This is a genomic window from Streptomyces sp. NPDC057682, assembly GCF_042799575.1.
In the GTDB taxonomy this organism is placed as follows: Bacteria; Actinomycetota; Actinomycetes; order Streptomycetales; family Streptomycetaceae; genus Streptomyces.
The window spans coordinates 186,573-202,825 of record NZ_JBHVIN010000014.1 but is presented as its reverse complement, the minus strand read 5'-3'; the positions used below and the strand labels follow the sequence as shown (position 1 = coordinate 202,825).

Annotated in this window: 13 protein-coding genes; 9 read left to right on the top strand and 4 right to left on the bottom strand. The window is 73.5% G+C overall.

The window, feature by feature from the left end; translation table 11 throughout:
- The first annotated feature begins 10 nt into the window (after nt 1-10).
- The 5 genes from ACFVDM_RS25505 to ACFVDM_RS25485 all read left to right on the top strand — a co-directional run bounded on the left by ACFVDM_RS25505 (nt 11) and on the right by ACFVDM_RS25485 (nt 4,684).
- Nucleotides 11-1,060 (top strand): NAD(P)/FAD-dependent oxidoreductase, encoded by a 1,050-nt coding sequence (locus ACFVDM_RS25505; protein ID WP_383644428.1) that lies wholly within the window; start codon nt 11-13, stop codon nt 1,058-1,060.
- Nucleotides 1,057-1,692 (top strand): SAM-dependent methyltransferase, encoded by a 636-nt coding sequence (locus ACFVDM_RS25500; protein WP_383644425.1) that lies wholly within the window; start codon nt 1,057-1,059, stop codon nt 1,690-1,692. The genes ACFVDM_RS25505 and ACFVDM_RS25500 overlap by 4 nt, the downstream gene beginning before the upstream one ends.
- Before the next feature lie 144 nt (nt 1,693-1,836).
- Nucleotides 1,837-2,394 carry a DinB family protein gene (locus ACFVDM_RS25495; RefSeq protein WP_383644421.1) on the top strand — a complete coding sequence of 186 codons (558 nt, stop codon included), beginning with the start codon at nt 1,837-1,839 and terminating at the stop codon, nt 2,392-2,394.
- Between the two features lie 122 nt (nt 2,395-2,516).
- The gene (locus ACFVDM_RS25490; protein WP_383644418.1) at nt 2,517-3,371 is read left to right on the top strand and encodes a GntR family transcriptional regulator; all 855 of its coding nucleotides are present in this window, start codon (nt 2,517-2,519) and stop codon (nt 3,369-3,371) included.
- Nucleotides 3,368-4,684 carry an MFS transporter gene (locus ACFVDM_RS25485; RefSeq protein ID WP_383644415.1) on the top strand — a complete coding sequence of 439 codons (1,317 nt, stop codon included), beginning with the start codon at nt 3,368-3,370 and terminating at the stop codon, nt 4,682-4,684. The genes ACFVDM_RS25490 and ACFVDM_RS25485 overlap by 4 nt, the downstream gene beginning before the upstream one ends.
- A 4-nt stretch (nt 4,685-4,688) precedes the next feature.
- On the opposite strand, the gene ACFVDM_RS25480 is transcribed toward ACFVDM_RS25485, so the two are convergent.
- The 3 genes from ACFVDM_RS25480 to ACFVDM_RS25470 form a co-directional block, all read right to left on the bottom strand.
- Nucleotides 4,689-5,216 carry a hypothetical protein gene (locus tag ACFVDM_RS25480; protein ID WP_383644412.1) on the bottom strand — a complete coding sequence of 176 codons (528 nt, stop codon included), beginning with the start codon at nt 5,214-5,216 and terminating at the stop codon, nt 4,689-4,691.
- Nucleotides 5,213-5,458 (bottom strand): helix-turn-helix transcriptional regulator, encoded by a 246-nt coding sequence (locus ACFVDM_RS25475; protein WP_383644409.1) that lies wholly within the window; start codon nt 5,456-5,458, stop codon nt 5,213-5,215. The genes ACFVDM_RS25480 and ACFVDM_RS25475 overlap by 4 nt, the downstream gene beginning before the upstream one ends.
- A gap of 106 nt (nt 5,459-5,564) precedes the next feature.
- A complete protein-coding gene (locus ACFVDM_RS25470) occupies nt 5,565-6,176 on the bottom strand; it encodes a YceI family protein (protein ID WP_383644406.1) in 612 nt (203 codons plus the stop codon).
- 253 nt (nt 6,177-6,429) lie between these two features.
- Between ACFVDM_RS25470 and ACFVDM_RS25465 the strand changes: the two genes are divergently transcribed.
- Nucleotides 6,430-6,951, top strand: coding sequence for a hypothetical protein (locus tag ACFVDM_RS25465; RefSeq protein ID WP_383644403.1), 522 nt, complete (start codon nt 6,430-6,432; stop codon nt 6,949-6,951).
- Between the two features lie 62 nt (nt 6,952-7,013).
- Here the strand turns inward: ACFVDM_RS25465 and ACFVDM_RS25460 are convergent, their stop codons facing one another.
- Nucleotides 7,014-8,243: a glycoside hydrolase family 64 protein gene (locus ACFVDM_RS25460; RefSeq protein WP_383644400.1), complete on the bottom strand. Its 1,230-nt coding sequence runs from the start codon at nt 8,241-8,243 to the stop codon at nt 7,014-7,016.
- Nucleotides 8,244-8,579: 336 nt separating this feature from the next.
- Between ACFVDM_RS25460 and ACFVDM_RS25455 the strand changes: the two genes are divergently transcribed.
- The 3 genes from ACFVDM_RS25455 to ACFVDM_RS25445 all read left to right on the top strand — a co-directional run bounded on the left by ACFVDM_RS25455 (nt 8,580) and on the right by ACFVDM_RS25445 (nt 16,230).
- Complete coding sequence (locus ACFVDM_RS25455) at nt 8,580-12,455, top strand: endo-alpha-N-acetylgalactosaminidase family protein (protein WP_383644397.1); 3,876 nt, start codon at nt 8,580-8,582, stop codon at nt 12,453-12,455.
- Between the two features lie 92 nt (nt 12,456-12,547).
- Nucleotides 12,548-13,933: a serine protease gene (locus ACFVDM_RS25450; protein ID WP_383644394.1), complete on the top strand. Its 1,386-nt coding sequence runs from the start codon at nt 12,548-12,550 to the stop codon at nt 13,931-13,933.
- Nucleotides 13,930-16,230, top strand: a complete 2,301-nt coding sequence (locus ACFVDM_RS25445; protein ID WP_383644391.1) for a tetratricopeptide repeat protein — start codon at nt 13,930-13,932, stop codon at nt 16,228-16,230. The genes ACFVDM_RS25450 and ACFVDM_RS25445 overlap by 4 nt, the downstream gene beginning before the upstream one ends.
- The last annotated feature ends 23 nt before the right edge of the window (nt 16,231-16,253 follow it).

Sequence of the window (16,253 nt, the reverse complement as noted above, 5' to 3'; positions counted from 1 at the left end):
GGTGCTTCGGATGAGCAACACGCAGACGCGTACGTACGACGTGGTGGTGATCGGCGGCGGGGCCGCCGGTCTCAGCGGGGCGCTGGCCCTGGGGCGGGCCCGGCGGTCGGTGCTGGTGATCGACGCGGGGAGCCCGCGCAACGCGCCCGCCTCGCACATGCACAACTACCTGGGCCGGGAGGGCACCCCGCCCGCCGAACTGCTGGCGATCGGGCGCGAGGAAGTGGCCGGGTACGGGGTCGAGGTGGAGGAGGGTGAGGCCGTCTCGGCGGAGCGGCTGGCCGACGGGGACGGGTTCCGGGTCGTACGGGCGGACGGCACGGCCGTCACCGCCCGGCGGCTGCTCGTGACGACCGGGCTGACCGACGAGCTGCCGGCGGTGCCGGGGTTGGCCGAACACTGGGGCGAGGGCGTGCTGCACTGCCCGTACTGCCACGGCTGGGAGGTGCGGGACGCGGCGATCGGCATCATCGCCGTCACGCCGATGGCCGTCCACCAGGCGCTGATGTGGCGGCAGTGGAGCGCGGACGTCACGCTCTTCCTCCGCGACGCGTACGAGCCGACGGAGGAGGAGTACGAGGAGCTGGCCGCGCGCGGGATCGCCGTGGTCGACGGCGAGGTGACCGGGCTGGAGGCGTCCGGTGGCCGCGTCACCGGAGTGGTGCTGGCCGGCGGGCGCGTCGTACCGCGGGACGCGGTGGTCGTGCAGCCGCGGTTCACCGCGCGCTCCGGCGTACTGGAGGGGCTGGGCCTGCGCCCCGTACCGCTGGAGGCGGGCGGGCACACCCTGGGGACGTACATCGCCGCCGATCCGGCCGGGGCCACCGAGGTGCCGGGGGTGTGGGTGGCCGGTAACGTCGCCAGCCTGATGGACCAGGTCATCGTCGCCGCCGCGGCCGGGCTCAAGGCCGGGGCCGCCATCAACGGCGACCTGATCGCCGACGACACCCGGCGCGCGGTCGAGGCCCGCCGCGCGCCCTTCTCCGCCCGCGCCGAGCGCGAGGTGTGCGAGAAGGTGACGGGAGACCGTCGCCACGGACTGGAGGGGGCAACCCGATGACCACCGACCACACCGCACAGCCGTCCGACGCCGAGATGTGGGACGAGCGCTACCGAGAGAGCCACCGGATCTGGAGCGGCAACCCCAACGCCGTCCTCGTCCGCGAGGTGGAGGGCATGCCCCCGGGGCGGGCGCTCGACCTCGGCTGCGGGGAGGGCGCGGACGCCGTCTGGCTGGCCCGCTGGGGCTGGCAGGTCACCGCCACCGACATCTCGCGCGTCGCCCTGGGCCGGGCCGCCGAGCACGCGGCCGAGGCGGGCGTCGCGGACCGGATCGACTGGCAGTTCCACGACCTCGGGGTCACCTTCCCCGAGGGGGAGTTCGACCTGGTCTCCGCGCAGTTCCTGCACTCCATGGGCGACCTGCCCCGCGAGGAGATCCTGCGCCGCGCCGCGCGGGCCGTCGCCCCCGGCGGAGTCCTCCTGATCGTCGGCCACGCGGGCTTCCCGCCGTGGGACCACGACCACGCGCACATGGAACTGCCCACCACCGACGAGGTGCTGGCCTCCCTCGAACTCCCCGAGGGCGAATGGGACGTCCTGCTCAGCGCCGAGCACGAGCGCGTCCAGAACGACCCGGACGGCAACCCCGTCACCCGTACCGACAACGCCCTGAAGGTACGCCGTCGTTGACGGTGGATCAGCAGGTGGCGGCGATGAGGGGGTGCGGTCGCGGGAAAGCGACCGCACCCCCTCCCGTATAGGACATGGCCTGGCCTATAGCCCGCCTACGGTGGTTCTTGTTCGAGGGAACAGGCACCGACGGAAGGCAGAACGATGACCGCGAGCCAGACGATCAACCGCACCGAGAACGAGGCCCCGGCGGTCACCGGCGAGCGCGCCGACCTGCTGGAGATGCTGGCCAAGCAGCGCCACTTCCTCCGCTTCACCACCCGCGACCTCACCGACGAGCAGGCCGGGCTGCGGACCACCGCGAGCGCGCTCTGTCTGGGCGGCCTGATCAAGCACGTCACCTCGGTGGAGCGGTCCTGGGCCGGGTTCGCCGTGGAGGGGGCCTCCGCGATGCCGGACTTCACGCAGATGACCGAGGAGGACTTCGCGCGGCGGGCCGACGAGTTCAGGATGCTGCCCGGCGAGACGCTGGCCGGGGTGCTCGGCGCGTACGAGGAGGCCGCCCGCCGGACCGACGAGCTGGTCGCCACCGTGCCCGACCTCGACCTGCGCCACGCGCTGCCGAAGGCGCCCTGGAACGAGCCCGGCAAGGAGTGGTCGGTCCGCCAGGTGCTGATGCACATCGCCACCGAGACCGCCCAGCACGCCGGTCACGCCGACATCATCCGCGAATCGCTGGACGGCGCGAAGAGCATGGGCTGACCCGGCGACGGGCGGGAAAGCTACTGCATCAGCTTCCGGGCGGTGCAGTAGCTTTCCCACGCGTCGGGCCCCGGCGTCCGGGGCCCGGCGTCATCCCGTCCCGGACGATGCGGAGGTCCGCCGTGCCCCGAGAAGCCCCCTACCTGGCCGTGGCCGAGAAGCTGCGCGCACGCGTGCTCGCGGGGGAGTGGGGGACCGGCGGGCGACTGCCGTCCCGGGCGCGGCTGGCCGAGGAGTACGGGGTCGGGCGGAACGTCGTGCAGCGGGCCGTCGAACGGCTGGCCGTCGACGGTCTCCTGGAGGGGCGCACCGGATCCGGCACCTACGTCACCACTCCGCGCGAGCGGCTGCGCCTCGTCCGCTCCCGGCACCGCGAACGGCGCCGGGCCTCGCCCGCACGGCCCGATCCCCGGGAGCGCGGCGCGGCGGACTCCTGGGACGCGGACAGCCGGGTGGGGGTCCCCGCCCCCGAGGACATCGCCGCCCGCCTGGCCGTCGCACCCGGCGAGCCGTGCGTCCGCACCCGCTACGAGTTCCTGGCCGGCGGGCAGCCCGTCCAGTTGTCGGAGTCCTGGGAACCGGCCGCCCTCACGGACGGGACACCGGTCCGGCTGCCGGAGGCCGGCCCCCTCGCCGGGCAGGGCGTGGTCGCGCGGATGCGCGCGATCGGCATCACCGTCTCCACCGTCGTCGAGATCCCCCGCCCGGCCCGCGCCACCCGGGCCCAGGCCCACCTGCTGGGCATCGGCGCCGGCGATCTCGTCCTCCGGATCGAGCGCACCATCTACGCGACGGACGGGCGCCCGGTGGAGACGGCCGACCTGGTCGTCCCGGACGCGCGGCGGGAGGTCGTCTACGAGTTCGGGGCCGAGGCGCCCCGCCCGTCCCCGGACTCCCCTCACTCGCCCTACTCGCCTGACTCCCCGGCCTCACCGATCTCCCAGGGGTCCGGACCGTCCCGGCCGTCCGGCTCATGAGCGGGACCTCGGAGTCCGCCCGCAGGTGCGAGGACGGGGGCGGAGGCACCGACGCTCCGCGCACGGCCCGCCCCGGGGTGCTGCGCGACCGGGACTTCGCGCGGCTCTTCGCCGCCACGGCCTTCGGCCAGCTCGGCGACCGGGTCGTGTTCCTCGCCCTGCCGCTGGTCGCGCTCACGGCGCTGCGGGCCGGCGCCTTCGAGGTCGGGCTGCTGACCGCGATGACGACGGCCGGATCGCTGCTCGTCGGGCTGCCCGCCGGGGCGTGGGTGGACCGGGCGGGGAAGCGGTCCGTGATGGTCCGCGCCGACCTGGGCCGGGCTCTCGTGCTCCTGTCCGTACCGTCGGCGTGGTGGGCGGGGCTCCTCACGATCGAGTGGCTGTACGCGGTCGCGCTCGTCCACGGGGTGCTGACGGTCTTCTTCGACGTCGCGTACCAGAGCTGTCTGCCCCAGGTGGTGGGGCGCGACCGGCTGGTGGAGGCGAACGCGCGGCTCTCCACCGTCCGTTCGGTGACCTCGATCGGCGGACCGGCACTCGCCGGCCCCCTCGTCGCACTCGTCGGAGCCCCCGCGACCCTGCTGGCCGGCTCGATGGGCATGGCCCTGTCCGGGCTACTGGCCCTCACCCTGCGGACGGGTGGGCGTCCGCCGCGCGCGGGCGGGCGCCGCCGGCTGGCGGCGGAGATCGGGGAGGGGCTGCGGTTCGTCCTGGGGCACCCCGTGCTGCGGGCGGTGATGCTCGGCGACTCCCTGTTCAACCTGTGCCTGGTGATGTACCAGAGCATGCTGCTGGTCTTCCTCGAACGCGAGATCGCCCTCGGTGCGTTCGGCATGGGGCTGATCTTCGCGGGCATGGGGTGCGGCGCGCTGCTCGGGGCGCTGACGGCGGGCGTGGCAGCGCGGCGGATCGGGCAGGGCCGGGTCGTCTGGGCTGCGACCCTGGCCACCTGCCCGCTCACCGCCCTCATGCCGCTCGCGCGGCCCGGCTGGAGCGTCTGCGCGGCCGCCGCCGGACTGGCCGCGCTCTCGCTGGGCGGGGTCGTCCGCGTCGTCGCGCAGTCCAGCCTCCAGCAGGCCCTGACCCCCGACCGGCTCCTCGGCCGGACGAGCGCGACCGTCCGCTTCGTGTCCTGGGGCGGCATCCCGCTCGGCGGACTGCTCGGCGGCGCCGCCGGCACGGTGCTCGGCGCCCGGGGAACGCTGTGGGCCGGGGCGGCGGGCATGACGGTGAGCGTCGTGCCCGTCCTCCTGTCGCCGCTACGGAGCGGGTGGACCCCGCCCGCCGTGCGGGCCCCGGGCCCGCAGCCGTGAGACCTCAGCCCAGTTCGTCCGGCTCCGGCTCGTCCCGTACCGCCAGCCCCGCCACCCACAGAGGCATCAGCCAGTGGGCGACGAACACCGTGGCGAGCACGGGCACGAGCAGCGCGGCGGCCTCCACCCGACCGGCCCAGGAACCGCCGGCCACGACCCCGAGGGCGACGGCCAGCAGCAGCGTCGTCAGCCGGTGCGCGCGGGCCCGTACCCGGTCCCGCTCCCGGACCTGGCGCTCGTCGAGCACGGGCGTGCGCAGTTCGAGCAGGCCGCGCGTGGCGCCGTTCAGGACGCCGGTGGCCACGCACCAGGGCAGCACCAGGGCGAGCAGCACGAACGGCGGCCATGCGCGGTCGCCGGTGTACGAGAGGATCCCGGCGGCCAGACCCCCGGCCGTCAGGGCGGCATGGGCGGCGACCGCCGTGCGGCGGCGCGCGGCCGTCGCGTACAGGGCGCTCGCCCGGCCGTCGTTCATCAGGGCGAACATCCGCCGGTCGTAGCGCGTGGGCGCGGTCCTGGCCGTGGTCGTCATCGCTTCCTCCCGTACACCTCGTCCGTGAGCGGGCGGAACGGTCGCAAGGAGAACAGCGCCTCCACCGGCAGGCCGAAGAACTCGGCGATGCGCAGGGCCAGATCGAGGCTCGGGTTGTACTGCCCGCGCTCGATGTAGCCGATGGTCTGGTAGTGGACGCCGACCGCCTCGGCCAGGGCCTGCCGCGACACCGTGCGTTCCGCGCGGACGACCGCCAGCCTGTTGTGCACCTGCTCGCTCATGTATAAGAAGTACTACATCGTGATGCAGAGTCGCAAGAAGGAAACGCCGAGCGCCCGCCGCCCACCCCCGTAGGGGCGGACGGCGGGCGCTCGGTTCCGGGGAGGATCAGGCGGCGGCCTTGATCGCGGAGATGTCGAAGTTCAGCTTCACCTTGTCGCTGACCATCACGCCGCCGGTCTCCAGGGCCGCGTTCCAGGTCAGGCCCCAGTCGGAGCGCAGGATGTCGGCGCTGCCCTCGAAGCCCACGCGCTCGTTGCCGTAGACGTCGGTCGCGGAGCCGTTGAACTCCAGGTCGATGGCGAGCGGGCGGGTGACGTCCTTGATGGTGAGGTCGCCCGTGACGCGGTACTTGTCGCCGCCGAGCTGCTCGGCCGAGGTCGAGCGGAAGGTCATCAGGGGGAACTTCTCGGCGTCGAAGAAGTCGCCGCTCACCAGGTGGCCGTCGCGGTCGGCGATACCCGTGTCCACACTGGCGATCTTGACGTCGATCGAGGCGGTGGAGGCGCCCGGGTCGCTGCCGTCCAGCTTCAGGCTGCCCTCGTGCTCACCGAAGGTGCCCCGCACATTGGTGACCATCGCGTGGCGGACCGTGAAGCCGATGCTGCTGTGCGCCGGGTCGATCGTGTAGTCGCCGGTGAGGGCGGCCAGGGCGGGGTCGACGGCGACGGGGGTGGTCGCGGCGGGGGCGGTGGTGTTCTTGCGGTTGAACAGAGCCATGGCTCCTCCTCGGGGACGCGATCGAGCGGGGGCTCGTCGTAGTTGTTTAACCTTCAACGAGATTCACTGTAGACCCATCTTGTTCAAAGTTCAACATCTAGGGTTCCTGTTGTTATGGGGGTGGGTCCGGCCGAGGGGGCGGGGCGGGCCCGTGTTCACGTGACCGTCACCGCCCGCCCTCTGGCGGACGCGCGTAGAACTCGGGCAGTATCGAGCCGCCATCTTTGTCATGCACAGGAGGAGGAGACCCCCCATGGTGTCCCGAATGACGCTGCGCCCCGTCCTGACCGCCCTCGCCCTCGTCCTCGGCGCGCTCTTCGCCCCCGGCGTCGGTGTCGTCAGCGGTACGACGGACGCCTACGCCGTCACCAAGCTCACGCACAGCCAGGCGACCGCCCGGTTCAGCTCCTCCGGCATCACCTGGTCGTCCTCCGGAGGCTGTTCCAACCGCAACGTCTCCACCTGCACCTCCTTCGACCAGCTCAACCTGGCCACCGCCCAGGGCGCCCAGACGCTCAAGAGCGCCACCGGCTGCGCCCTCAACATCACCGGCGGCACCGAGACCGGCCACGCCAGTGGCACGTACTCGCACTGGAACGGCTACAAGCTCGACTTCGGCAAGACCACCTGCCTCACCAACTACGTGCACGGCGTCTTCAGCTACATCGGCCTGCGCGGCGACGGCGCGCCCCAGTACAAGTCCGGCTCCGGCAACATCTACGCGGACGAGGGCAACCACTGGGACGTGACGTACTACAACTGCGGCGGCTGCTGACCGCCTCCGGACATACCGGTGCCCCCGTCCCGGGACGGGGGCACCGGTATGTCCGGAGGCGGTCAGGCCCCCACGGCCACCGTGAAGCGCCTCGGGTTGCCGTCGTTCGCGGCGCCCGAGACGTCCGGCTGGCCGTCGGGGCGGACGTCGTCGTAGGGGAACGCGTAGCCGATCGGGCTGTTGGCGTGGACGATCCTCGACCAGTGGTTGGTCACCGCGCCCTGGTAGTAGTCGGCCACCGAGGTGCCGTTCGGCTGGTCCGGGTGGCTGAGCATGATCGAGCGGTTGAAGCCGGCCGCCAGCCGGGCCAGCAGCGCCTTCTTGTCGTCGTTGTCCGCCGGGTTGTTGGTGAACGGCCCGTGGTTGCAGGTGAAGACGTCCTTGGAGACGGGCTTGGTGAAGGTGTGGCCGCCGTCGAACGTCAGGAGGTCGCCGCTCACCCGGCCCGTGCGGAGGCCGCGCCCGCCCTGGAGGTCGATGCGCAGGTCCGTCGAGCGGTACTTCTCCCAGACCTGGTCGATCTGCGCCGTGAACAGATCGCGGAACGGCATCTGGTCCGGACGGTCGAAGAAGGGCGCCATCAGGTTCTGCGGCGAGATGACCCGCAGGACGCGGCCGTCCGCGCCACGGGTCACCAGCCGGTCCCACGGCTGGCCGTCGGCCGCCGCCTGGGCGATGAGCTGGTCCGCGATCCGGTCCACCGCGCCGTCCGGCAGCGGGGCCACCGTGTGCGTGGTGTCGCCCTCCAGGGTCAGCCCGATCGGCAGTGCCGTCACCAGGTCCACGTAGCTGATGTTCGCGTACAGCTGCTGCGGGTTGAACGTGAACTCGCAGAACGACCAGGTGCGCCCGTAGTTGGGGTCCGTGGCGGTGGAGAAGGCCGGTTCGACCAGGGCGGGGCCCGGGTTGAGGAAGAAGTCGAGGGTGTCGTCGCGCACGAAGTACACCCGGGCGCCGTACATCTGGGGGAGCGTCAGGACGACCGGCGCCCCGCCCGCCGCGTTCAGCGGGATCGCGCAGTCGACCGGCAGCGGGGTCTGCGGCGCCGCGGGGGAGTCCGGGTGGTAGACCCCGCCGTCCGCGCGGAGCAGCACCCAGCGGTCGGTGCCCTGTTCGTGGCCGGTGACGTACGCGTTGACGCGGCCCGGCAACGAGCGGTTCACCAGGGCCAGTTCGCAGGTCGCGGCCGAGGCCGAGGCACTCGGACTCAGAGCGCTGCCCCATACGGGGTACGTCAGCGCGGTGGCGGAGGCGGCGAGGCCGCCGGAGAGGAACATTCTGCGCGAAATCATGAAGGCGACTCCGGGGTGTGGGGGATGCGGACGGCGCTGTCGTCCGGGGAGGCGTCCGCGGTGCGCACCACTTTCGCGAGAGCCGCCACGGCCGTCAAGACTTATGACTGAGAGCGCTCTCAAAAACCGGGAGTCTTCACAACTCGATGATGAGGAACGGTACTTGGCGGGGTGATGGTGCCCTGTCCGATCCGCCGTGATCAGGAACCGAACACGGGGGCGAAGGCGGTTCCCAGCCGGGCCACTTGGACTTACGCGGCGCGGTTGTTGGACTGGAGCGGCCCTCGGAGCCGTCCGTCGTTGACGGTGCGCGGACAGGACGACTACGCAGAGCCCATGTCGCCACGATTCACTTCGGCGGGCGTCGCAGCCGCCGCCTCAGCCGCCGTCCTGGCTCTGGTGGGAACCGCTCTGCCCGCCACAGCCGCCGCCCCCTCGCCCGCCGCGGCCCGCGCCGCCGTACCGGCCGACGCCCCGGTCATCGGATCGGCGCAGCTCTCCGTCGCCGTCGCCGACGACTTCCCCCGCGTCCTCGCGTACACCGACCGGGCCACCGGGGCCGTCCTGACCGGCAGCACCCGCCCGGTCACCGCCGTCACCCTCAACGGCACCGCGCACCCCGTCCACCTCAAGGGCGCCCCCGTGATCACCGGCTCGGCCGCGCGCTACACCCTGGTCTTCGCGGACCTGCCCGGTGTGGAGATCGACGCCTCGCTGACCGTCTCCGGACGCGCCACCACCTTCAAGGTGACCGCCGTCCGCGACACCGCGGCCTTCCGCCTGTCCACCCTCGACATCCCCGGCCACGACCTCGTCTCCGTCGCCGGCACCGACCCCGGGGCCGCCACCGCCTTCACGAAGCTCGACCCGGACTCCACCCGGACCGCCGACGTCTTCGCGAAGGTCACCGACGCCACGCCGGCCGACGCCGCCCCGCTCGGCGCCACCTACGCGATCGTCAACACCGGCTCCCTGGCCGCGGCCGTCGAGTCCAACTCCTCGTACGACAAGCCCTCCGGCGCCACCGGCGGCGACGACGCCCGCTTCTGGCACCAGGCTTGCAAGGACGACGACGGCACCACCCGCGTCGGCGTGTGGTCCGGCCAGTGGACCTACCGGGGCGAGGGCGCGCCGCAGCCCGAGAGCGGCGACGACCTGCCCTGGGCCAAGATCGTCGTCACCCCCGACGCCAACGGGGACCGGACCGTCGACTGGCAGGACGGCGCCGTCGCCTTCCGGACCATCGGCGTGACCGCCCCGGGCAGCGAGGACACCGCGGACCGGGTCATCACCCACATCCCGTTCAACTTCGCCAGCCAGGCCACCCACCCCTTCCTGCGCACCCTCGACGACGTCAAGCGGATCTCCCTGGCCACCGACGGACTGGGCCAGTTCGCCCTGCTCAAGGGCTACGCCTCCGAGGGCCACGACTCCGCCCACCCCGACTACGGCGGCGACTACAACAAGCGCGCCGGCGGGCTGAAGGACCTCAACAAGCTCCTGAAGGCCGGAAAGAAGTGGGGCGCCGGCTTCGGCGTCCACGTCAACGCCACCGAGGCCTACCCCGAGGCGAAGGCGTTCGACGAGACCCTCGTCGACAAGTCGAAACCCGGCTGGAACTGGCTCAACCAGAGCTACTACATCGACCAGCGCCGCGACCTCAACAGCGGCGACCTGGCCAAGCGCTTCCAGCAGCTCCGCGACGAGACCGACAGCAACCTCGGCATGCTGTACATCGACGTCTACTACACGCACGGCTGGATCGCCGACAAGACCCTCCGGTCCCTCCAGAAGCAGGGCTGGAACGTCTCCAGCGAATGGGCCGACAAGTTCGAGCGCGGCTCGCTCTGGTCCCACTGGGCCAACGACCTCGACTACGGCGGCGCCACCAACAAGGGCCTCAACTCGCGGATCATCCGGTTCATCCGCAACAGCGAGAAGGACGTCTGGAACAACGACCCCGTCCTCGGCCAGAGCGCCATCGAGGAGTTCGAGGGCTGGACCGGCGAGACCGACTGGAACGCCTTCTACGCCAACGTCTGGCAGCGCGATCTGCCCGCCAAGTACCTCCAGCAGCAGAAGATCATCCGCTGGAACGGCAACGACATCACGTTCACCGGCGGGGTCACCGGCACCGTCGAGGACGGGAAGCGCACCTTCCACGACCACGGCCGCACGGTCCTCAGCGGCACCGACTACCTGCTGCCGTGGGACGGCGGCAAGAAGCTCTACCACTACAGCCAGAAGGGCGGCACCACCACCTGGCAGGTGCCCTCCACCGGCCGCTACACCGTCTACCGGCTCACCGACAACGGCCGGGTGAAGACCGGCACCGTACGGCCCGTCGACGGCCGGATCACGCTGACCGCCGAGGCCGGACAGCCCTACGTCCTCTACCCGGACCAGGCACCCGCGGCCGCGGACCCCGCCTGGGGCGAGGGCACCCCCGTCGCCGACCCCGGCTTCAACGACGCCGGCCTGCGCGCCTGGACGAAGACCGGGACCGTTGCCCGCGACACCGACGGACAGGGCCGCAACAGCGCGAAGCTCTCCGGCACCGCGACCGCCGCCGTATCGCAGCGGATCGACGGACTGACGCCCGGCGCCCGCTACACCGCCTCCGCGCTCATCGAGGTCCAGCCCGGGAAGACCCGGCACACCACCCTGTCGGCCGGCGGGAAAACCGTCGCCGTGGACCGCTCCACCGCGAAGGACTACGTCGCCGCCTCGGACTGGCACGGCACCTACTTCCAGCGCGCCGGGGTCGTCTTCACCGCCCCGGCGAACGGGCGCACCACCCTGCGGATCGAGGCCGCCGCCGGCAGCGGCGCCACCGTCCGCGCCGACGACGTCCGCATCGTCGCGGACGCACCCGCCGCCGCCCCGGCCGGCACCGTCGTCCACGAGGACTTCGAACACGTCGACCAGGGCTGGGGCCCCTTCCTCAAGGGCGACGCGGGCGGCTCCACCGACCCCCGCACCAGCATCTCCCAGCTGCACGCCCCGTACACCCAGGCCGGCTGGAACGGGAAGCTCGTCGACGACGTCCTCGGCGGCAAGGAGTCGCTGAAGGCCCACGAGGAGAACACCGGGCTCGTCTACCGCACCGCCCCCTGGACCGTCCCGATGACCGACGGCCACCGCTACAGGGTGGAGTACTCCTACCAGTCCAGCCACGCCGGGGCCTACGAATGGGTCGACGGCTACGACCGGATCACCGCCGACGGCACCCCGTCCTCGGTCGAGACCCGGACCACCGCCATCGGCGCCCGGCACACCACCGGCCGCTTCACCGAGACCGTCACCGCGGGCTGCGGCGACACCTGGACCGGGCTGCGCAAGCGCGGCGACGCCCCCGAGGGCGCCGACTTCGTCCTGGACGACTTCACCGTCACCGACCTGGGCGAGGCCCCCGCCGGTGAACGCGCCGCCTGCGGCACCCTCACCCTCGACCCGGGCGCCGAGACCCTGGAGCCCGGCACCGCCACCCCCGTGACGGCGAGCTTCACCAACCACGAGGCCACCGCCGCCACCAACGTCTCGGTCACCCTCGCCCTCCCCGAGGGCTGGACAGCCGAACCCGCGGGCGCCGTCACCTTCGACTCCGTCGCGGCCGGCGCGAAGGCCACCGCGAGCTGGCGGGTCACCCCGCCGGTCGACGCCCCCTACCGCACGTACACGCTGAGCGCCGAGGCCGCGTACACCACCGGCGGCGAGTCCCGCACGCTCGGCGCCCAGACCTCGGTACGCACCCTTCCGCCGCCGCCCACCACCGACAGCTGGGCCAGTGACCTGGACTGGACGGCGTCCACCAACGGCTGGGGACCGGTCGAACGCGATCTGTCCAACGGCGAGACCGGCACCGGCGACGGCACCCCGCTGACCGTCGACGGCACCGTCTACACCAAGGGCCTGGGCAGCCACGCCCCGGCGAGCATCCGCTACTACCTGGGCGGCCGGTGCACCTCGTTCACCGCCGAGGTCGGGGTGGACGACGTACAGAAGTCCGCTGGCAGCGTGCGGTTCTCCGTCGCGGCGGACGGCACCCGGAAGGTGACGTCCCCGGTCCTGCGGGCCGCGGACGGGGCCTGGTCGCTCACCGCCGACGTGACCGGGGCGAAGTACGTCGACCTGGTCGTCGACGACGCCGGGGACGGCAACGGCAACGACCACGCCGACTGGGGCGACGCCCGCTTCCACTGCGGAGGCTGAGCACGGGACCCCCGGGGGGACGACACCCCCTCCGGGGGTCCCGCGTACGGAGTCTGGGAACCACGGCCCGTGCACGCGTACTCTCGGTGGCTATGGGGGAGTTGAGAGCGGACTGGCGGCTGCGACTGCGCCACGGCGGACCGGACGGGCCGGTGTGCGGGGCCGGGGTGCTCCTCACCCAGGACCGGATGCTCACCTGCGCCCATGTCGTCGGCGAGCCGGACGCCCGGATGTGGGTCGAGTTCGCCGAGAACCAGGCCGTGCCCCCGGTCGGCGCCCGGGTCGCCCCCGACGGCTGGCTGCCCGGACGCGAGGGGCCCGACCGCGAGGACATCGCCGTCCTGGCCCTGGACAGCCCCCGCCCGCAGGCGTCCCCCGCCCGCCTCGTCCGCACCCTGGAACGCGGCGGCGAGGTCTGGATCGGCGGCTACTCCCAGTCCTTCGACGACGGCATGTGGCTCGCCGGCCGGATCAGCGGCCTCCACGGCGATCTGGTGCAACTCGACGCCGGGTCCAACGCCGAAGTGGTCCGGCCCGGTTTCAGCGGCGCCGCCGTCCAGACCCGGGGCCCGCGCCCCGGCACCGAGCAGGTCGTCGGCCTCGTCGTCAGCTGGCGCGGCGATCTGGAGCTGGACCTGCCGACCGACAACGACCTCGCGTTCTCCTACATGATCCCCGTCGACCGCATCGCCGCGCTGGTCCCGCTGGTCGCCGAGCTGAGCGGGCCGGACGGCTGGGACGCGGGCCTGGAGGAGCGGCTGCGGCAGTGGTTCGCCGGCACCGGACAGCCCGCCGTGCGCTTCGGCGTCGTCCCCCCGGACACCGGCCGCGACCGCGCCCTCCAGCACCAGCTGCACCGCGCCCACCTCGTCTTCCACGGCGGCCGGACCCGGCCCGAGGAACTCGTCGAGACCCTGGTGGCCCAACTGCGCCCGCCCCGCCACCAGCGCAACGCCTACCGCGACTGGCTCCTGGAGGGCGGCCCCGCCCCCGACCGCACCGACGGCGGCCGGCCCGCCACCGGCCCCGTCCTCGCCGTCGTCGGCCTGGACCGGGCCCCCGAACCCGCCGCCCTGGTGCCCCTGCTGGCCCGGGTGCGCACCCTCGGCTTCCGGCTGCTGATCGTCTTCCGCGACCCGGCCGGCGCCGGACTCGACGAGGTGGCCGACCGGCTGCTGGTCCCCGCCCTGGAGGAGCGCGCCGAGGACCTGCTGCGCCGCGCCGAACGCGCCGAACGGGAGTGGTCCCGGCTGCACTCCATGGTCGACACCGCTTCCCTGCCCCCGCGCCCGGCCGTCACCGCCGCCGCCCGCCGCCACCGGCTGCGCGAACTGCGCCTGCTGCCCGGCCCGCACGACCGGCTCGACGCCCTGAAGCGGCTGTTACGGGAGTTACGCGACGACCTCGACCCGCCCGGACCCGCGGGGACCTCCGGACTCGAAGGGCCCGGCACCGGCCCCGCCCCGGGGCGCCGATGAGGATCCCCTGCCCGCACCGCCGCTTCACCGGCGCCCCCTGCGAGGGCGCCGTCGAACCCACCGGCCACTGCGACACCTGCGGCCGGGGCGAGACCGCCCCCGGACCGCCCCCGCTCGCCACCGCCCCCGCGCTCCAGGGCCCCGCCGGACTGCTCGAACTCCCGCCGATGGACCCGGGCACCGTCGCCGCACGGCTGGCCGCCGCCGACCGGCCCGTACGCATCGTGATGACCTGCTCGGCCGAGGCCTGCCGCACCGCCTTCGTCCCGCCGTACACCGCCGCCCCGCCACCGGACGAGGGGTACTGCCCGCAGTGCGGCGCCCCCTACTCCTACCGGCCCGAACTGTCCAAGGACGACCCCCCGCTCCAGGACCAGTACCGCATCCGGGGCCCCATCGCCCACGGCGGCCAGGGCTGGGTCTACCTCGCCGAGGACACCCACCTGGAGGACCTGGTCGCCGTCAAGGGCCTCCTCAACCGCTACGCCGAACGCGGCGCCGCCCAGGCCGGTGAGGAACGCCGCAACCTCGTCGCCATCCGGCACGAACGCATCGTCCAGATCCGCGACTTCGTCTCCAGCCCCAACCCGGACGGCACCGTCTCCGGCGGCTACATCGTGATGGAGGACGTCGGCGACCGCACCCTCTCCGCCGTCGTCGAGGCCACCCGCACCGGCGCCTTCGTCCTCGACATCGAGCACGTCCTCACCTACGGCTGCCAGATCCTGGAGGCCCTCGCCCATCTGCACGGCATGGGCTTCCTCTACGGCGACATGAAGCCGTCCAACGTCATCCACCACCGCGACGGCATCAAGGTCATCGACCTCGGCGGCCTCCGCAGGGCCGGGGCCACCGACCCGCCGCCCGTCATCACCCCGCGGTTCGCCGCCCCCGAGACAGAGGCCGGCGCCCCCCTCACCGTCGCCCACGACCTGCACACCGTCGGCGTCACCCTCGCCGAACTCGCGGGCTGGGCCGTCGGCGACGACGTCCCCGGCCTCGGCATCAGCTCCTTCCGGCTCGTCGTCGAACGGGCCACCGCCCGCGACCCGGAACGCCGCTTCGGCTCCGCCGAGGAGATGGCCGGCCAACTGCGCGGCGTCCTGCGCGAGATCCGCGCCCTGCGCGGCAAACGCGACCAGCCCGAGCCCTCCGCCCACTTCACGCCCTCCGCCGAACTGCTCGGCGCCCGGCTGGGCTCGGTCCCCGGCTACCCGCACTGGCTGGACCGCCCGCTCCCCGGCCGCCGCACCACGCCCCGGGCCCCGGCCCTCGACCCCGGGCTCCCCACCCCGACCGAGATCGCCCGCCGGCTGCCGGTGCCCCGGCCCTACCCGCACGATCCGCGGGCCGCCCGCTTCGGCGTCAGCAGCTACGACCCCGGCCAGCCGCTCACCCAGCCCGAACACGGCGAACCATCGGTCGAGGTCTGCCTGCACAACGCCCGGCTGCTCCTCGGCCAGGACGGCGCCGACGCCCTGACCGCCGCCCGGGAACAGGTCCAGGCCGCCGCCGCCATCCCCGGCCCCGGCCCGGTGCGCCAGTGGCGGCTCAGCTGGCACTGGGGACTCGTCGCCCTGCGCAGCGCCGACGTCCTGGACGACCGGACCGCGATGCTCGAAGCGGCCCGCGAGCACTTCTCCGCCGTGCACCGCGCGCTGCCCGGCGAGTACGCCGCCAAGCTCGCCCTCGCCTACAGCGCCGAACAGCTCGCCGCCCACCGCCCCGACGCCCCCGGCCCGTCCGCGTACGAACTCTTCCGGGCCGTGCACGCCCGCAACCCCTCGCACGTCGGCGCCGCCCTGGGCCTCGCCAGGGCCGCCCTGGCACGCGGCGACCGGGAGGCGGCCGTCGCCGTCCTCGACCAGGTCCCGGACGAGTCGCGGGACCACACCGTCGCCCGCGTCGCCGCCCTGCGCGTCCGCGCCGCCCGGCTCCCCGCCGGGGACCGGCCGCTGCCCGGGACGGCCGAGATCGACGCCTGCCTCGCCGCGCTCTCCCCGCGCGCCCCCGCCCCGGTGATCACCGGCGAGGAACCGGCCTGGCTGCTGCGGACCGAGCTGTACGAATGGAAACTCGACGCCCTCCTCACCACCGCCGGTCCGCCCGGGACCCCCCGGACACGGCCCGGCCCGCTCCGCGCCGGACTGCCGCCCCCACCGGTGCCCGGCGAACGGGCGGTCCGCGCCGAACTGGAGCAGTGCTACCGCCGGCTGGCCCGGCAGCGGCAACGCCGGGCCGAGTACGAGCGGTTCATCGACCTCTCGCACGCCGTCCGCCCCCAGACCGGCCTCTGACCCGGGTCCCCACCGCCCCGGAC